The sequence below is a fragment of the Pseudomonas sp. NPDC087626 genome (assembly GCF_044743405.1).
Lineage (GTDB): Bacteria > Pseudomonadota > Gammaproteobacteria > Pseudomonadales > Pseudomonadaceae > Aquipseudomonas.
In genome coordinates, this window is record NZ_JBIUWJ010000023.1 from 47,537 (window position 1) to 63,959 (window position 16,423).

At 61.7% G+C, this 16,423-nt stretch carries 16 protein-coding genes; 9 read left to right on the forward strand and 7 right to left on the reverse strand.

What is annotated here, in order from left to right:
- Positions 1-56: 56 nt before the first annotated feature.
- The 4 genes from ACIOVD_RS19035 to zur are packed head-to-tail and all read right to left on the reverse strand — an operon-like array spanning position 57 to position 2,853.
- Complete coding sequence (locus tag ACIOVD_RS19035) at positions 57-767, reverse strand: PA5502 family lipoprotein (RefSeq protein ID WP_159992985.1); 711 nt, start codon at positions 765-767, stop codon at positions 57-59.
- A gap of 37 nt (positions 768-804) precedes the next feature.
- Positions 805-1,593: a zinc ABC transporter permease subunit ZnuB gene (gene znuB, locus ACIOVD_RS19040; RefSeq protein ID WP_095165140.1), complete on the reverse strand. Its 789-nt coding sequence runs from the start codon at positions 1,591-1,593 to the stop codon at positions 805-807.
- Entirely contained in the window at positions 1,586-2,371 is a 786-nt protein-coding gene (gene znuC, locus ACIOVD_RS19045; protein WP_159992987.1) for a zinc ABC transporter ATP-binding protein ZnuC, read from the reverse strand. The genes znuB and znuC overlap by 8 nt, the downstream gene beginning before the upstream one ends.
- A complete protein-coding gene (gene zur, locus ACIOVD_RS19050; RefSeq protein ID WP_095165142.1) occupies positions 2,371-2,853 on the reverse strand; it encodes a zinc uptake transcriptional repressor Zur in 483 nt (160 codons plus the stop codon). The genes znuC and zur overlap by 1 nt, the downstream gene beginning before the upstream one ends.
- Positions 2,854-2,910: 57 nt before the next feature.
- Between zur and ACIOVD_RS19055 the strand changes: the two genes are divergently transcribed.
- Positions 2,911-3,840 carry a zinc ABC transporter substrate-binding protein gene (locus ACIOVD_RS19055; RefSeq protein WP_401129611.1) on the forward strand — a complete coding sequence of 310 codons (930 nt, stop codon included), beginning with the start codon at positions 2,911-2,913 and terminating at the stop codon, positions 3,838-3,840.
- A gap of 95 nt (positions 3,841-3,935) precedes the next feature.
- Here ACIOVD_RS19055 and ACIOVD_RS19060 read toward each other — a convergent pair whose 3' ends face one another.
- Together ACIOVD_RS19060 and ACIOVD_RS19065 are read right to left on the reverse strand one after the other, a co-directional pair.
- The gene (locus tag ACIOVD_RS19060; protein ID WP_401129613.1) at positions 3,936-4,886 is read right to left on the reverse strand and encodes a homoserine kinase; all 951 of its coding nucleotides are present in this window, start codon (positions 4,884-4,886) and stop codon (positions 3,936-3,938) included.
- A 60-nt stretch (positions 4,887-4,946) separates the two neighbouring features.
- Positions 4,947-5,237: a DUF2782 domain-containing protein gene (locus ACIOVD_RS19065; RefSeq protein ID WP_095165145.1), complete on the reverse strand. Its 291-nt coding sequence runs from the start codon at positions 5,235-5,237 to the stop codon at positions 4,947-4,949.
- A gap of 74 nt (positions 5,238-5,311) precedes the next feature.
- On the opposite strand from ACIOVD_RS19065, the gene polA reads away from it, so the two are divergent.
- Positions 5,312-8,125 (forward strand): DNA polymerase I, encoded by a 2,814-nt coding sequence (polA, locus tag ACIOVD_RS19070; RefSeq protein WP_401129615.1) that lies wholly within the window; start codon positions 5,312-5,314, stop codon positions 8,123-8,125.
- Positions 8,126-8,424: 299 nt separating this feature from the next.
- On the opposite strand, the gene yihA is transcribed toward polA, so the two are convergent.
- A complete protein-coding gene (gene yihA / locus ACIOVD_RS19075; RefSeq protein WP_095165147.1) occupies positions 8,425-9,066 on the reverse strand; it encodes a ribosome biogenesis GTP-binding protein YihA/YsxC in 642 nt (213 codons plus the stop codon).
- Positions 9,067-9,256: 190 nt separating this feature from the next.
- Here yihA and ACIOVD_RS19080 point away from each other — a divergent pair, with 190 nt between their 5' ends.
- From ACIOVD_RS19080 to ACIOVD_RS19110, 7 genes are all read left to right on the forward strand, one after another.
- On the forward strand, positions 9,257-9,547 hold the full coding sequence (locus tag ACIOVD_RS19080) for a cytochrome c5 family protein (RefSeq protein WP_095165206.1): 291 nt from the start codon (positions 9,257-9,259) through the stop codon (positions 9,545-9,547).
- A 46-nt stretch (positions 9,548-9,593) separates the two neighbouring features.
- A complete protein-coding gene (locus ACIOVD_RS19085) occupies positions 9,594-10,199 on the forward strand; it encodes a cytochrome c4 (RefSeq protein ID WP_159992995.1) in 606 nt (201 codons plus the stop codon).
- Positions 10,200-10,399: 200 nt separating this feature from the next.
- Entirely contained in the window at positions 10,400-11,029 is a 630-nt protein-coding gene (locus tag ACIOVD_RS19090; RefSeq protein ID WP_095165208.1) for a thiol:disulfide interchange protein DsbA/DsbL, read from the forward strand.
- Positions 11,030-11,041: 12 nt separating this feature from the next.
- Positions 11,042-11,920, forward strand: coding sequence for an endonuclease/exonuclease/phosphatase family protein (locus ACIOVD_RS19095; RefSeq protein WP_095165150.1), 879 nt, complete (start codon positions 11,042-11,044; stop codon positions 11,918-11,920).
- Positions 11,917-13,845, forward strand: a complete 1,929-nt coding sequence (locus ACIOVD_RS19100) for a diguanylate cyclase (RefSeq protein ID WP_401129619.1) — start codon at positions 11,917-11,919, stop codon at positions 13,843-13,845. The genes ACIOVD_RS19095 and ACIOVD_RS19100 overlap by 4 nt, the downstream gene beginning before the upstream one ends.
- A 103-nt stretch (positions 13,846-13,948) precedes the next feature.
- Complete coding sequence (locus ACIOVD_RS19105) at positions 13,949-14,728, forward strand: N-acetylmuramoyl-L-alanine amidase (RefSeq protein ID WP_401129621.1); 780 nt, start codon at positions 13,949-13,951, stop codon at positions 14,726-14,728.
- Positions 14,729-14,801: 73 nt separating this feature from the next.
- A complete protein-coding gene (locus ACIOVD_RS19110) occupies positions 14,802-16,418 on the forward strand; it encodes an EAL domain-containing protein (RefSeq protein ID WP_401129623.1) in 1,617 nt (538 codons plus the stop codon).
- Positions 16,419-16,423 lie beyond the last annotated feature (5 nt).

A 16,423-nucleotide genomic window follows, 5' to 3' on the forward strand; every position in this document is an offset into this window, starting at 1 on the left:
CAAAAGGAGCGCTTTCGCTGGCGCCCGCTTTGTGGCTCGCCAGCGAACAGCGCTTATCAATCCTTGCGCGGTGCCAAGACCATTTGCGCCGGAATGTGGCGCAGGATCTGCCGCTCGATCTTCAGGTCAAAATCGGGGTCGAGTTTCTTTACCCGCTTGCTCAGCAAGGTCGCCAGCCACGGGTAATCCTGGGTGCGGGGTGCCTGGATGCTGACGTCACACTGGTAATTCACTACATCGGCGGCAATCGCATCCAGTTGGCGCCGAAGTTGCCGACTATCGGTGATGTTCAGTGCCACGGTGGTACTTTCGGCGGTCGGGTCGATGACCTTGGCCTGGGGTTTGGCAGCGGCAGCCAAGAGGGCGGCCTCGGCTTTTTCCAGCTCGGCTTTACGGGCCTCGGTGATGGCACCGTTGACGCCGCCGGTCAGTGCCGGCGCCTTGGGCATCAGCACCCGTGCGCGGCTAAGGGCAGTGGCTGCCGCGTTGACGTCACCTTTTTGCAGGACGATCTGGCTGCGCTGCAAATAGGCTTCGGCCAGTTGGCGCTGGTATTGCTCCAGGGACTGGTCGTTGGGCGATTGCGCCTGCAAGGCCGCCAGTTGATCTTCGGCGGTGGCCAGCTCATTGCTGGCCAGGCTTTGTTCCAGCTGGGCGATGGCCGTCGCGCGCGCGTCCGGGATCTCGGGCGCTGGCGGTGTGCTTTGGCAGGCGCCCAGCAGCAAAAATGCAGCAAGGAGCAGATAACGGGAGGCGAACGGCTTCATTCCTGCGACTCTCTGATTGCGCAAAAAACGAGCAAGTCTACACCCCTCGGCGGGGCAGGACAAAACTCAGCAGAAACAGCGCGGCGGCAACGACCACAATCGAGGGGCCGGCCGGCGTGTCCTTGAACCACGACAGCGCCAGGCCACCGCAGACCGCGAGTATACCCAGCAAGCTTGCACCCAAGGCCATTTGCTCGGGCGAGCGAGCGTGGCGTTGTGCCGCAGCCGCCGGAATGATCAGCAATGAGGTGATCAGCAACACCCCGACGATTTTCATCGCCACCGCGATCACGACCGCAATCAACAGCATCAAGGTCAGGCGCAACGCCGCCACGGGCAGGCCTTCGACCATGGCCAGCTCTTCGTGCACGGTAATGGCCAGCAATGGCCGCCACAGCGCCACCAGCAACAGCAGGACAGCCGTACTGCCGCCGAGGATCCAGGCCAGGTCGCCGGGGCTGATAGCCAGCAGGTCGCCGAACAGATAGGCCATCAGGTCGATCCGCACTTCATGCATGAAGCTTAGTACCACCAGGCCCAGAGAGAGGGTGCTGGGTGCAAGAATCCCTAGCAGGGTGTCCGAGGCCAGTGGTTGACGCTGTTGCAGGGTCACCAGCAGCACGGCCAGCAACAGGCAGCCGACGGTGACGGCGATGGTCGGGCTGACATCCAGCAAGAAGCCCAGGGCCACGCCAAGCAAGGCCGCGTGGGACAGGGTGTCGCCAAAATAGGCCATGCGCCGCCAGACCACGAACGATCCCAGAGGGCCAGCCACGACGGCCAGGGCCAGGCCTGCGAGCAGGGCATACAACAGAAAATCAGCCATGCTTGCAGCCATCTCCGTGAACGTGGGTATGAGCGGCGGGCGCCGCGCTGACGACCGAGCCGTGCAGGTCGTGGGCATGATCGTGATGGTGGTGATAGATCGCCAGGCTTTGCGCGTTCTTGCCGAACAGCTCGACAAAGGCCGGGTCGCCGCTGACCTGCTCCGGGTGGCCGGAGCAGCAGACATGGCGATTGAGGCAGACCACCTGGTCGGTGGTGCTCATCACCAGGTGCAGGTCGTGGGAGACCATCAGCACACCGCAGCCGTGACGGTCGCGCAGGCGGGTGATCAAGCTGTACAGCTCGGCCTGCCCGGCGACATCGACACCCTGGACCGGCTCGTCGAGCACCAGTAGTTGCGGCTCGCGCAGCAGCGCCCGGGCCAGCAGCACGCGCTGCATTTCACCGCCGGAGACACTCTGCACTGGGCTGTCGATCACCTGTTCGGCACCGACTTCCTTGAGTGCGGCCAGGGCTCGTGCCCGGTCCACGCCGGGCACCAGACGCAAAAAGCGCAGTACCGACAGCGGCAGGGTTGGGTCGACGTGGAGTTTTTGCGGCATGTAGCCGACCCGCAGCTTCGGCTTGCGCCACACACTGCCGCTGTCGGGCTTGAGCAGGCCGAGCACGGCGCGCACCAGGGTAGTTTTGCCGGCACCGTTGGGGCCGATCAGGGTGACGATCTGCCCTGGCTCGACGCTGAGCTGGATGTTGTCCAGTACGTTTTGCCCGGCAAAGGTCACCGTCACCTGTTCCAGGCGAATCAACGCAGTGCTCATCAAGCCCCCTGGCAGCCCGAACAGAGCCCGACCACTTCGACCGTCTGGCCTTCGACCACAAAGCCAACTTCGCCGGCGCTGTGGATGATGCTGTCGCTGATGGTTTTCTGTTCCAGCTCGATAGCCGCGTGGCATTCCCGGCAGATCAGGAACTGGCCCTGGTGGGCGTGCCCTGGGTGGTTGCAGCCAACGAAGGCGTTGAGCGACGAGATGCGATGCACCAGGCCGTTGTCCAGCAGGAAGTCCAGGGCGCGGTACACGGTGGGCGGCGCGGCGCGACGGCCGTCCTGCTCACTGAGCACTGCCAGGATGTCGTAGGCGCCCAGCGGCTTGTGGCTCTGCCACACCAGCTCCAGCACCCGACGGCGCAATGCAGTCAGGCGCAAGCCTTGGCGTGCGCAGATCGCATCAGCCTCGGACAGCGCGGTGTGCACGCAATGGGAGTGGTCGTGGGGACGACTGGCAAGCGGTGTTTTAGGCATGAGCGGCGACGAATTTTGTGAGAGACGTTATTATATTACCCGTTCTCGCCTCTTTGAGTGGTCATCGTGTCCAGACTTTTTGCCATCCTTGTCACATTTGCTGCCAGTTTCTTCACGATCAACGCCGCTCACGCCGAAGTCAGGGTCCTGACCAGTATCAAGCCGGTACAGCTGATAGCTGCTGCGGTGCAGGACGGCCTCGGTGTGCCGGAAGTCCTGTTGCCGCCGGGCGCTTCACCCCATAACTACGCCTTGCGACCTTCCGACGTACGGCGCGTGCAGTCGGCAGACCTGCTGTACTGGATCGGCCCCGATATGGAAGGTTTCCTGCCCCGAGTCCTCAAGGGTCGCAACTTGCCATCGGTGGCCCTGCAGGAGCTGCCGGGCCTGAAGCTGCGCCATTTTGCCGAGGACAATCACTCCCACGCCGAAGAGACCGACGAGCACGATCACGATCATCGCCCCGGCAGCCTCGATGCCCATCTGTGGCTATCGCCGGTGAATGCGCGGGTGATTGCGGCGAAAATCGCTACTGACCTGAGCGCTGCCGATCCGGCCAATGCCCCGCGTTATCAAAGCAACCTGAAAGCCTTCGATGAGCGTCTCGATGCGCTGGACCTGCGTTTGAAAGCACGCCTGGCGGTGGTTGAAGGCAAGCCTTACTTCGTGTTCCATGAAGCGTTCGACTATTTCGAAGAGGCCTACGGTCTCAAGCATGCGGGTGTGTTCAGCGTGGCCGCCGAAGTGCAGCCGGGTGCCCAGCATGTGGCGGCGATGCGTGCGCGCCTGCAGACCGTCGGCAAGACCTGCGTGTTCAGCGAACCGCCACTGCGCCCTCGTCTAGCGGAGACCCTGGTGGCCGGTTTGCCGGTGAAGCTGGCCGAGCTGGATGCGCTCGGCGGCTATACGCCAGCAACTGCCCAGGGTTATGAGCAGGTGTTGGATAAGCTGGGCAATGACTTGGCAGGGTGCCTGGAGTCGCTGTAACCGCCGAGATAGGCGCCGATCCTATCGCGGGCGAGCCTTGTTCCTACAGGCGCAGGAATTGCTCTGCGTAGGGGCGAGGCTTGCCCGCGAAGCTTTTAAAGCGCGAACGGCAACGGCGTACTGACCTGCTGGCGCTGGGCCAGACGCTGCTCGAATTCCATCGGATCGTGAATCAGCACGTCTTGCCCGGCAAAGGATTCGGCAGCGATCAGGCGTGACAGCCAGAACCGCACGCAGGCCACGCGCAGCAGGGTCGGCCACAGTTCGGCCTCGGCAGCGCTGAACGGGCGCAGCGCCGCATAGGCCCCGAGCAGGGCCCGTGCGCGTGGGCCGTCGATCAGGCCATCGTCGTCCGAGCACCAGTCGTTCAGGGCGATGGCCACGTCATAGAGCATCGGGCCGGAGCAGGCGTTGTAGAAGTCGATCAGCCCGGTCAGGTGAGTGCCTTCGAACATCGCATTGTCGCGGAACAGGTCGGCGTGGATGTTGGCCCGTGGCAGGGCGAGAATCTTCACCTTCTGCTCGTTGATCTCGTCCAGGGCGCGTTGCAGCAGTTGGCGCGACTCGTCGCCCAAGTGCGAGAGCAACTGCGTGCCTTCATCGAGCATCCAGTCCAGGCCGCGATCGGTCTTGCGCTTGATCATCTGGTCCTTGGTCGCCAGATGCAGGTGCGCCAGCAACTCGCCGACTTGCGCGCAGTGCTGCGCGTTGGCCACCTTGATGTGCTTGCCCGCCAGCCGCGGCTGCAACAGCGCAGGTTTGCCGGCCAGCTCGCGCAAGGCGATGCCGTCGGTGGTGCGCAGGGCGTAGGGCACCGGCAGGTTGGCGTTGTGCAGGACGTCCAGCAGTTCGATGAAGAACGGCATTTCCTGCACTGGGCCGCGCTCGACCAGGGTCAGGACGAACTCGCCCTGTTCCAGGCTGATGAAAAAATTGGTGTTTTCGCTACCAGCGGCAATCCCCTGGAAATCAAGCAGGCGGCCAAGCCCATAAGGGGCGAGAAAGGTTTCCAGCTCGGGCCGAGCCAGGGGGGTGAACACAGACATGGTTAAAAACTGCTCAGTTCGGGCGCGGCGATCAAGCCAGCGCCGATTAAAGTTAAGAAACTACTTCCACTCAAAGATCTTCCACGCCGGGATCAGCATATCGGGCTGATCCGAGCGAATAAAGTTGGCATCCGTACCGTCCGAGCGCACCAGGAAGTACGGCTTGCCACCCTTGGGGGTGACCTTGATCGCATACAGGAAACCGTTCTGGCGGTACTCCTGGATGGTCTTGTCGCCTTCGGTGCGGATAGTGACTTCCGGATCCGCAGTCGGTGCATCGTCCGCCGCCATGGCAGCCAATGGAATGAAGCTAAACAAGCCAGCCAGCAACAGGCGATTGAGTGTGCGCATGATAACCTTGTCCCTTTGTCGTCAACGGTCCCGCTATTCTAGCGCCGGACCCGCCGAAAAGGTTGATCCTGCTCATGAGCCAAGCCCCCCTCGTCCTGGTGGACGGTTCTTCATACCTGTACCGCGCCTTTCACGCGCTGCCACCTTTGACCACTTCCAAAGGCCTGCCGACCGGAGCGGTCAAGGGCGTGCTGAACATGCTCAAGAGTCTGCGCAAGCAGTACCCGGACAGCCCGTTCGCCGTCGTGTTCGACGCCAAGGGTGGGACCTTTCGCGACGACATGTACGCCGAATACAAGGCCAACCGACCGAGCATGCCTGACGACATGCGCGTCCAGATCGAGCCCCTGCACGCCAGCGTGATCGCCCTCGGCTTCCCGCTGCTGTGCGTCGAAGGCGTCGAGGCGGACGATGTGATCGGTACGCTGGCCCGCAGCAGCGCGGCCGCTGACCGCCCGGTGGTGATTTCCACTGGCGACAAGGACATGGCGCAACTGGTCGACGGGCACATTACCTTGGTCAATACCATGACCGGTAGTTCGATGGACGTGGCTGGCGTGAAGGAGAAATTCGGTGTCGCTCCCGAGCAGATCATCGACTACCTGGCGCTGATGGGCGACTCCTCCGACAACATTCCCGGGGTTCCGGGGATTGGACCCAAGACCGCATCCGGCCTGTTGGTTGGGGTGAACGGCGGTCTGACCGAACTCTATGCGCAGCTCGATATGGTCCCGAGCCTGCCGATTCGTGGCGCCAAGACACTGCCGGCCAAGCTCGAAGAGCACCGGGAAATGGCGTTCCTGTCCTACCAGCTGGCGACCATCAAGGTCGACGTACCGCTGGACGTGGGCCTGGATGACCTGCACCTGCGCGAGCCGGACCGCGACAAACTGGCCGAGCTGTATGCCCTGCTCGAGTTCAAGAGCTGGTCCGACGAGTTGCAGCGCGATGCCAAGCGCGTCGAGCTGGCGGCAGCGGCCCAACCCGAGCCTGTGACCGATCTGCTGAGCGCGGTCGAGACCGACGTAGCCGTTGCAGAGCCCGTGGCGGCTGAGGCGCAGTACGAAACCATCCTCGATCAGGCGCGTTTTGAGGTCTGGCTGCAGAAACTCAGCAACGCCAAGCTGTTCGCCTTCGATACCGAGACCACCGGCGTTGACGCCCAGCAGGCGCAATTGGTGGGTCTGTCCTTCGCGGTGCAGGCCAACGAAGCGGCCTACATCCCGCTGACTCATTCCTACATCGGCGTGCCGGAACAGTTGGATCGCGACACGGTCTTGCGCGCGCTCAAGCCGCTGCTCGAAGACCCTGCAAAGCTCAAGGTCGGCCAGCACGCCAAATTCGACATGAATATCCTGGCCAACTGCGCCATTGGTGGCGATCAAGCGTGTGGTATCACCGTGCGCGGGATTGCCTTCGACACCATGCTTGAGTCCTACGTACTCAACTCCGTAGCCACCCGCCATGACATGGACAGCCTGGCGCAGAAGTACCTGGATCACACCACCGTCAGCTTCCAGGACATCGCCGGCAAGGGCGTCAAGCAACTGACCTTCGATCAGATCGCCTTGGAGCAGGCTGGTCCTTATGCCGCCGAAGATGCCGACGTGACCTTGCGTCTGCACCAGACCCTGCACGAAAAACTGGCGGCCATCCCGAGCCTGGCCAGTGTCCTGAGCGATATCGAGATGCCGTTGGTGCCCGTGCTGGCGCGGATCGAGCGTCAGGGCGCGCTGGTGGATGACAAGCTGCTGGGTGAACAGAGCGTCGAGTTGGGCAACAAGCTGGTGGCGCTGGAGCGTGAAGCCTTCGAGATTGCCGGTGAGGAATTCAACCTCGGCTCTCCCAAGCAGCTTGGAGTGATTCTTTACGAAAAACTCGGCTACCCGGTGTTGAAGAAGACTGCCAAGGGCCAGCCGTCCACCGCCGAAGAGGTACTGGCCAAGCTCGCGGAAGAGGACTACCAACTGCCCAAGGTACTGATGCAGTACCGCTCGATGAGCAAGCTGAAAAGTACCTACACCGACCGACTGCCTGAGCAGATCAACCCCCGTACCGGCCGTATCCACACCTCCTATCACCAGGCGGTGGCATCTACCGGGCGGCTGTCCTCCAGTGATCCGAACCTGCAGAACATCCCGGTGCGCACCGCCGAAGGCCGGCGCATCCGTCAGGCCTTCATTGCGCCGAGCGGCTACAAACTGCTGGCGGCGGACTATTCGCAGATCGAGCTGCGGATCATGGCCCACCTGTCCCGCGATGAAGGCCTGCTCAATGCCTTTCGCAACAACCTGGACGTGCACACCGCCACGGCTGCGGAAGTGTTCCGGGTGGAGCTGGCGGATGTCACCACCGAGCAGCGCCGCGGCGCCAAGGCCATCAACTTCGGCCTGATCTACGGCATGGGTGCACAGAAGCTGGGCAAGGACATCGGCGTCGACACCAAGACTGCCAAGGCTTATATCGACACCTATTTCGCACGCTACCCGGGCGTGCGTGAATACATGGATCGCACCCGCGCCCAGGCGGCGGAACAGGGCTATGTCGAGACTCTGTTCGGTCGCCGGCTGTACCTGCCGGAGATCAACTCCAATAAGCCGCAGGAGCGCGCCGGTGCCGAACGCACCGCGATCAACGCACCGATGCAAGGTACGGCGGCGGACATCATCAAGAAGGCCATGGTGGCTGTGGATAACTGGCTTGAGAGTTCTGGGCTGGACGCCCGGGTGATCCTGCAGGTACACGATGAACTGGTGCTGGAAGTTCGCGAGGACCTGGTCGATCAAGTGCGCGAAGAAATTCGCCAGCACATGAGCGCTGCGGCCACCCTCGATGTGCCACTTTTGGTGGAAGTCGGCGTTGGCAACAACTGGGATGAGGCTCACTGAGCCGTTTTTTCGCGATTTTTTGCGGGGAGCGCCGCGGCATAGTGTCGCGGCAATTGCGGGGTTCAAGGCGCTTAGGTCGAAAAAATCTTGGGCTTATTGCTAATCGATTTTGTCGCCGTCAGGAACTAAACCCGTGAAACACCACTCAGAGTTACTGAATGGGTGGTGAAGCCCTTCGATGCTCCTATGTTGTGTTAAGTGTTGGCAGATATCTGGACCCCGCCCTAGCGGTCCAGAAGCTTAAACCCCGAATTTCTCCCTCCCCATATGAAATTCGGGGTTTTTTTTGCCTGCGATTTTTACTCGGTCGCCTCGGCGCCCTTGTCCGCAAGCTCCATCCAGTCCGCCAAAACAGTGTAGGCGTCTTCCAGACCCAAGCGTTTGGGGGCCGAGAACAGCTGGATGGTCACGGCTTCGCCCCAGCCTTTGCGGATTTCCGCCTGGACCTTGAGCAGGGTGTTTTTCGCTGCACCGTAGGTCAGCTTGTCGGCTTTGGTCAGCAGAATGTGCATCGGCATGCCGCTGGCCACGGCCCAATCGAGCATCAGCAGGTCGAAGTCGGTCATTGGATGACGGATGTCCATCATCAGGATCAGACCCTTCAGGCTCTCACGGCTGCCCAGGTAGGCTTCCAGGTGGCGCTGCCAGTGCTGCTTCAGTGGGATCGGGACTTTTGCGTAGCCGTAGCCAGGAAGGTCGACCAGACGCCGTTCTTCGTCTAGCTTGAAGAAGTTCAACAGCTGTGTGCGCCCTGGCGTCTTGGAGGTGCGCGCGAGGCTGGCGTGGGTCAGGGTGTTCAGCGCACTGGATTTACCGGCGTTGGACCGCCCGGCGAACGCCACTTCGAAGCCTTCGTCGTCGGGGCATTGATCGACTTTGGCAGCGCTGAGCATGAAGGTGGACTGTTGGCACAGACCGAGGATGGGGTTCTTGAGTTGCATGGGATTTCCGATGTGGGCGGTGCCGAGAATGGTCGCAAAGAGCAGCGTCGTTTCCGTTTCAGTGACGCCAGTATATAATGCCGCAGATTTTGTGTGCGCTTTGTCCCAGCGTAGGATGAAGTTCACGAGAGCGATTGACCTTGATTGCGCATTAGAACGCAGCACGCTCTCAACCCTGAAAAGGTCGTTTATGACGAAATGGCTGCTAGCTGCCGGTGTCTTGATGCCGCTATATGGCGCGCAGGCTACACAGGATCCGGAAGCTGTGTACAACCGTGTTTGTGGAGCCTGTCATTCCGGCCAACTGCCAATGGCGCCTCGAAAGGGCGACCAGCAGGCATGGACGCCAAGACTGGCGCAAGGTATGGAGACGCTGGTGCAACACGTGACCCAGGGTTTCAAGGCGATGCCGCCGCGTGGTTTGTGCATGGACTGCAGTGCCGAGGATTACCAGGCCATCATCCAGTGGATGAGCGAGTGATCCCGGTCCATAACTCTTTAACCCTTAGCCGTAGTTGGATTAGCTGATGAACAAATTGATCGTGAGTCTGCTGTTGACCGTGGGGATCTCCGGCATTGCCCATGCTGCAGGTGATGCGACTGCTGGTCAGGCGAAAGCCGCAGTATGTGGCGCTTGCCATGGCCCGGATGGCAACAGCATGGCGCCAAATTTTCCAAAACTGGCGGGTCAGGGTGAGCGTTACCTGAACAAGCAACTGCACGACATCAAGTCGGGCAAGCGCACCGTTCTGGAAATGACCGGCCTGCTGACCAACCTGAGTGATCAGGACCTGGCAGATATTTCTGCCTACTTCGCCAGCCAGAAAGGCAGCGTCGGCGCAGCGGATCCGAAAGTCGTGGCTCGCGGTGAAGAGTTGTTCCGCGGCGGCAAGCTGGACCAGGGCATGCCTTCCTGCACCGGTTGCCACTCGCCTAACGGCGCTGGCAACGCAGCAGCGGCCTTCCCGCACCTGGGTGGTCAGCATGCGCAATACACCGCCAAGCAACTGACCGATTTCCGTGAAGGTAACCGTACCAACGACGGTGACGCGAAAATCATGCAAAGTGTTGCAGCGAAGCTGAGCAACAAGGACATCGAAGCCGTGTCCAACTACATCCAGGGCCTGCACTAAGGCCGGTTGAGCGGACGCTGCGCGAGGTATCGTCCCCGCGCGACGTTAACGCTCGATTAATCCTTCGATGCAAGCATAAAAAGGGTGGCCTAGGCCGCCCTTTTTTGTGGCCGCTGCCGTTACACTAGAAAACTGATGCCCGCCATGACCTGCCAGACCGCAGGTCGCGCGAGGCGAGCCAATGTGTCCAGGAGCAAAGCATGCGTAATCTGATTCTCAGCGCCGCACTCGTCACCGCCAGCCTGTTCGGCATGACCGCCCAGGCTGCTGAACCGCTTGAAGCCGGTAAACAATATGTCGAACTGAGCAACGCCGTTCCGGTGGCGGTGCCTGGCAAGATCGAAGTGGTGGAACTGTTCTGGTATGGCTGCCCGCATTGCTATGCATTCGAGCCGACCATCAACCCATGGGCCGAGAAACTGCCTGCCGACGTGAACTTCGTGCGTATTCCGGCCATGTTCGGCGGTATCTGGAACGTCCACGGCCAAATGTTCATCACCCTGGAAGCCATGGGTGTGGAGCACAAGGTCCACAAGGCCGTGTTCGAAGCGATCCACAGCGGCAAGAAACTCGCGACCCCGGAAGAAATGGCCGAGTTCCTGGTCGGCGAAGGCGTCGACAAGGACAAGTTCCTCAGCACCTTCAATTCGTTCGCCGTCAAAGGCAAGGTCGAGGACGCCAAGAAAAAGGCCCAGGCCTACCAGATCTCCGGCGTACCGACCATGGTCGTCAATGGCAAGTACCGCTTTGACCTCGGCACCGCCGGTGGCCCGGAAGGCGCCCTGAGCGTGGCTGATCAGCTGATCGCCAAGGAGCGCGCCGCTAAGTAAGCGGCGCACGCCATGCGCCGCTGGAGTACTGAACGCATCGTTGGCCGGCATGATCCGCGGGTCAACGAGCACCACCTGGAGCCCTCGGGCTTGCCCGCAGACAGCCGCCTGCGCCTACTCAGCTTCAACATCCAGGTCGGTATCAGTACCGAGCGTTATCGGCATTACCTGACCCGGGGCTGGCAGCATCTGCTGCCACACACCGGGCGTGCCGACAATCTGCAGAAGATTGGCAACCTGCTGGGCGACTATGACCTGGTCGCGTTGCAGGAAGCCGATGGCGGCAGCCTGCGTTCAGGCTACGTCAACCAGGTCGAACACCTGGCCCAGCTCGGCGCCTTCCCCTACTGGTACCAACAGCTCAACCGCAACCTCGGTCGGCTCGGCCAGCACAGCAATGGCGTGCTTAGCCGTCTACGTCCGTGGGTGATCGAAGATCACCCATTGCCCGGGCCCAAGGGGCGCGGTGCGATTCTGGTGCGGTTTGGCGAAGGGCCAGAGGCGCTGGTGGTGGTGATGATGCACCTGGCACTGGGCGCCCGGGTCAGGACCCTGCAACTGGCGTACATACGCGACCTGATCGGCGACTATAAGCACCAGGTGCTCATGGGCGACATGAATACCCACGCCAGTGACCTGCTGCAAAGCTCGCCCCTGCGTGATCTGGGCCTGCTCGCGCCCCAAGTCGAGGCGACCTTCCCCAGTTGGCGTCCGCAACGCTGCCTGGACCACATTCTACTCAGCCCGTCGCTGACCCTCGAACGGGTCGAAGTGCTGGCGCAACCGATTTCCGATCACCTGCCGGTCGCGGTAGAGATTCGTCTGCCGGGTTCGCTCACGGCTGATGCATTGCCCGCGTTGAGTCCTGCCCCTCGCGGAACCCCTGAATGAGCGACGAAGCCAACCGCTGGAAAGAGAAGTACCTCAAAAGCATCGAACAACAGGAAAAACTCGAACGTCGTTGGGATGCCCGCCTCGACTTGCTGCGTCGTGGCCTGGTGCGCAGCACGCTGGCGGCAGAAGGCACAGACCGCGCGGTTGACCAGTGCATGAAGGAAATGCGCGAAGTCATCCGCACCGACGACATGGATGCAGGCCTGGCCGCCCTGCTGCCGCGCCTGGAAAAAGCCGTACTCGACTCCGAGCAGCGGCGCGAGACCCGGGTCGATCAAATCGGCACGGCGTTGTCCGAGCTGGTCCGGCAACTGCAGCGCTTGCCCCTGCCCCGCGAGGTCAGCCGGCCGCTCAAGACCTTTGCCAAGCAACTGGATGGGCGCGTCGGCCATGCCCGCGAGATACCGCTGCTGTTGGGTGAGTACAGCGGCTTGCAAGGCCAGGCGCTGAACCTTCTCGACAATCCCGCGGAGCTCAATCGCCCGGGGTTGTTGCAACGTCTGTTCGGTGCTCGCGATCAGGAGCTGGATTTGCTGCCGGCCGTTGCGACACACGCTGCGCCAGCAGCCCCTGAGCTGTTGATAGAGACGCCGTCATCAGCCGCTCCGGCGGTAGTCGCCCCAGCAACAGTGGCGCCTCAGGTCCAGCTTGAGGTCGAGACTGACGTGGAGTCGCTGCAGGAACCTGTCCTCGCCCCGCTGCCGGAGCCGGTTGCCGAATGCGCAACTGCTGACGCGCAACCGGACGACGAAGCGCCCCCGGCGCCAGCGGACGAATTGCCTACAGCCCCTGCCCTGACAGACGTTCTTGCCGAGCAGGAACCGCAGCCGGGCGAGCCGGAGCTGTTCTACGCGCTGCCGGATTCGCCAGAACCATCCTATAGCTCGGTGGCCAAGCACATAGAAAGCACGCTGTTGGGGCTGTTGGACGACCTGTCCTTGCCCGAACGCCATCGACCGCAAGCCGAAGCCATGCGCGAGCGCCTGAAAAACGGCCTGAACTGGTACGAACTGCTGCCGATCCTCGATGATCTGGCGGTGTTGATGCTGGCGATCACCGACAGTGGCCAGCATGAGTTCGAGGTCTACCTCAAGCAGCTCAACGAGCGCCTGGAGTCGTTTCAGAGCAACCTGCAGGCGGCCAGCGCAGGCCACGCCGACAACCGCTCGGCGGCGCGGGAGCTGGATACGCAGATCCGTGAACAGGTCGACGGCTTGCAGAGCAGCATGCAGGAGGCTGCTGACCTCGAGGGGCTCAAGCACGTGCTGGAGAACCACCTTGAAGGTTTGCTGAGCACCATGGATCAGCACCAGAAGCAACGTGACGAGCGCGAGCAGGAAGTCGCGGCGCGCCTGCAGGGCCTGGCCGCGCGGGTGGCCAGCATGGAACAGGAAGCCCAGGGATATCGCGAGCACCTCGAAGAACAACGCCAGAAAGCCCTGGTCGACCCATTGACCGGCTTGCCCAATCGCGCGGCCTGGAGCGAGCGCCTGGAGCATGAAGTCGGCCAATGGCAGCAACACGGCAATACCTTGTTGCTGGCGATGCTCGATCTCGACCATTTCAAGCACATCAACGATAACTACGGCCACCTGGCCGGCGACAAGGTGCTGAAAATCATCGCCACGGTGTTGCGCAAACGCCTGCGCGGTACGGATTTCATCGCCCGCTTTGGCGGTGAAGAGTTTGTCCTGCTGATGCCTGCAACCGCGCTGGTAGCGGGGGTCAAGTTGCTGGAAAGTTTGCGCGCCGCAATTGAAGCCTGCCCGTTTCATTTCAAGGGTGAGCCAGTGACCATCACGGCGTCCATCGGCGTGTCGGCGTTCAAGGCGGGAGAACACAGCGATCTGGTACTCAAAAAAGCCGATCAGGCGCTGTACCGGGCCAAAAATGCCGGCCGCAACCGTGTCGAGGCAGGCTGAGGGCATTTGTCCCATTTTGTTTAAATGACGGGCTTTTGCCGGTCTGGAATCGGGCGGTACGTTACGCTTGTTGCATTATTGTCCGCAGAGTACTGCCCTCCTCATGAAATTCATCGCCCTGCTTGTATCCCTCCTAGTCCTGGCCGGTTGCGCCAGCGGTCCGCGTATCGATACCAGCCATCCCTCGGTCAATCAAGACAACCGGATCCAGTTCGTGGTCGTGCATTACACCTCCGCTTCGCTGGAGCGCTCGTTGGCGTTGTTGACCCGTGGCGAAGTCAGCAGCCATTACCTGGTGGGCGATGACAAGAACGCAACCATCTACAAGCTGGTGGATGAGAATCGGCGCGCCTGGCATGCCGGGGAAAGCGAATGGCAAGGGCGCACCTGGCTGAACTCCAGCTCGATCGGCATCGAGATCGTCAACCCGGGGTTCACCGATACGCCGACTGGGCGCGTCTGGTATCCCTACAGCGAAGCCCAGGTGCAATCGCTGATCCTCCTGCTCAAGGACATCAACAAGCGCAATGGCATCAGCCCGCGGCAGGTGATCGGTCATAGTGACATAGCGCCGCTGCGCAAGCTCGATCCGGGTCCGCTGTTCCCATGGAAGCGCCTGGCCGAGGCCGGGGTTGCGCTGTGGCCCAATGAACAGGCGGTGGCGCGCCAGCAAGCGCAGTTTGCTGCCCAGTTGCCAAGTATCGGTTGGTTCCAGGAACAGTTGTCGCACCTGGGCTACACCACGCCGCAGACCGGCGAGCTGGATGTCGCCACCCGGCACGTCCTGGCGGCTTTCCAGATGCGCTTTCGCCCGACGCTGTTCGACGGTACGCCCGATGCGCAGAGTGCGGCGATCCTGCAGGTGTTAAATCAGACAAAATAATGACGCCCGCCCGACGGTCAGCGCTAAATCTCAATCAGTAGCTATAACTCATTGGTAATCCTTTGGATGTTCAATGATGGCCGCCGCACGAGAGACCCTGCGCAGTTGGTTTTATCGCCCTTGGTCTTTGGCGATACTGGCGGCTGCGTTGAGTGTTGCTTTACTGCTGGCCGGCAGCCTGGGCGTGGCTTTGCGTCAGGTGCAACTGCGCGAAAGCGAACAGATGAACAGCCAGGGCGAACGTTTTCTCGAACGTCTCGAGCAGTTGTTCGGGCAGTTGCGCGAAGGCCTGGACGACCTCGAGGCCCAGCCATTGCGCGGCTGCGACATGAAAATGTTCACCACCCTGCAGCAGGTCAGTTTCAGCTACCGCTTCGTCTATGAAGCGGCCTACATCGACCAAACCCAATTCTGCTCCAACCGTCCACACCAGGATGCCCTCTCGGCCATCCGCCCCCCTGACATCAAGGGGCCGACCTACAGTTATTGGCTCAACACCTCCACCGAACCCGATGAAAACCGCGCGGCGTTGATGCTGGGGCGTGGCAGTTTCCGGGTGGCGACCTCTCGCGGGCATTTGACCGATATGGTCGACCTGTCACCCGGCAGCAGCCTGCTGGTAGTGCTCGACCATGGCACCCGGGCAATCCCGGTCCTGGGGGCTCCGCAAGCCTGGCCACCGTCGGAGCCCTGGTCGCCGTTCAGCAATGAGCCGTTGCAGATCACCCAGAACCGCCTGATCTACCGCATGCCGACCAACAACCCGGAATATCAGCTGGTGCTGATTTCTCCACGCACCGCCATGCACCTGCCGACCTTGTGGTGGTGGCTGGTGCCGGCGAGCCTGATGCTGGGCTTGAGTATTGGTGCGCTGGTGTTTCTGTTAGCCCGCCAGCGCCAGTCCATGGGCGGCGAGCTGCAGGGCGCCCTCAAGCGCGGCGAGTTGCAGGTGCTCTATCAACCGATCTTCGATCTACGTAGCCGTAATTGCGTGGGCGCCGAGGCCTTGTTGCGCTGGCGTCGACCGGACGGCACCCTCACCAGCCCCGACCTCTTCATCCCCATGGCCGAAGACAGCGGGCAGATCCGGCAAATCACCGATTTCGTCCTGCAGCGCCTGTTGGAACAACTGGGTCAACTGCTGCGCGCCAACCCGCAGCTGTACATCTCCGTCAACCTGGCGGCGTGCGATGTGATGGTGCCGAGGATCGGCGAAGTTATGTCGCGCTTGCTGGCCTTGCACCGGGTGGCGGCCCGGCAGATCGCGTTTGAGGTCACTGAACGCGGCTTGATCGATGTGGTGGTCGCCCGGGAAAACCTGCAAGCCCTGCGCGACGCCGGGCATCAAGTGTTGATCGACGACTTTGGCACCGGTTATTGCAGCCTGGCATATCTGCAAACCCTGCCCGTGGATTGCCTGAAAATCGACAAGGCCTTCATCGATGCCCTAGGTCATGACGCGGCCAGTAGTGGCGTCGCGCCCCATATCATCCGCATGGCCCATGCCCTGGAGCTCAAGGTGATCGCCGAAGGCATCGAGCACGAAGCCCAGGCCATGTACCTGAGCAGCGAAGGCGTCAACTATGGCCAGGGCTGGCTGTTCGCCCACGCCCTGAGCGCCATGCAGTTGATTGAGCTGGTGACACGCGGCCGTCGCATGGCGCCACGGCGGATTGATGACGAGGCGTGAACGCA

Coding starts and splice junctions, on each gene's coding strand:
- zur (WP_095165142.1), bottom strand. CDS start 2,853: ATGCCTAAAACACCGCTTGCCAGTCGTCCCCACGACCACTCCCATTGC.
- ACIOVD_RS19085 (WP_159992995.1), top strand. CDS start 9,594: ATGAACAAATTGATCGTGAGTCTGCTGTTGACCGTGGGGATCTCCGGC.
- ACIOVD_RS19105 (WP_401129621.1), top strand. CDS start 13,949: ATGAAATTCATCGCCCTGCTTGTATCCCTCCTAGTCCTGGCCGGTTGC.
- ACIOVD_RS19090 (WP_095165208.1), top strand. CDS start 10,400: ATGCGTAATCTGATTCTCAGCGCCGCACTCGTCACCGCCAGCCTGTTC.
- ACIOVD_RS19110 (WP_401129623.1), top strand. CDS start 14,802: ATGATGGCCGCCGCACGAGAGACCCTGCGCAGTTGGTTTTATCGCCCT.
- yihA (WP_095165147.1), bottom strand. CDS start 9,066: ATGCAACTCAAGAACCCCATCCTCGGTCTGTGCCAACAGTCCACCTTC.
- ACIOVD_RS19080 (WP_095165206.1), top strand. CDS start 9,257: ATGACGAAATGGCTGCTAGCTGCCGGTGTCTTGATGCCGCTATATGGC.
- polA (WP_401129615.1), top strand. CDS start 5,312: ATGAGCCAAGCCCCCCTCGTCCTGGTGGACGGTTCTTCATACCTGTAC.
- ACIOVD_RS19065 (WP_095165145.1), bottom strand. CDS start 5,237: ATGCGCACACTCAATCGCCTGTTGCTGGCTGGCTTGTTTAGCTTCATT.
- znuB (WP_095165140.1), bottom strand. CDS start 1,593: ATGGCTGATTTTCTGTTGTATGCCCTGCTCGCAGGCCTGGCCCTGGCC.
- ACIOVD_RS19060 (WP_401129613.1), bottom strand. CDS start 4,886: ATGTCTGTGTTCACCCCCCTGGCTCGGCCCGAGCTGGAAACCTTTCTC.
- ACIOVD_RS19095 (WP_095165150.1), top strand. CDS start 11,042: ATGCGCCGCTGGAGTACTGAACGCATCGTTGGCCGGCATGATCCGCGG.
- ACIOVD_RS19100 (WP_401129619.1), top strand. CDS start 11,917: ATGAGCGACGAAGCCAACCGCTGGAAAGAGAAGTACCTCAAAAGCATC.
- ACIOVD_RS19035 (WP_159992985.1), bottom strand. CDS start 767: ATGAAGCCGTTCGCCTCCCGTTATCTGCTCCTTGCTGCATTTTTGCTG.
- znuC (WP_159992987.1), bottom strand. CDS start 2,371: ATGAGCACTGCGTTGATTCGCCTGGAACAGGTGACGGTGACCTTTGCC.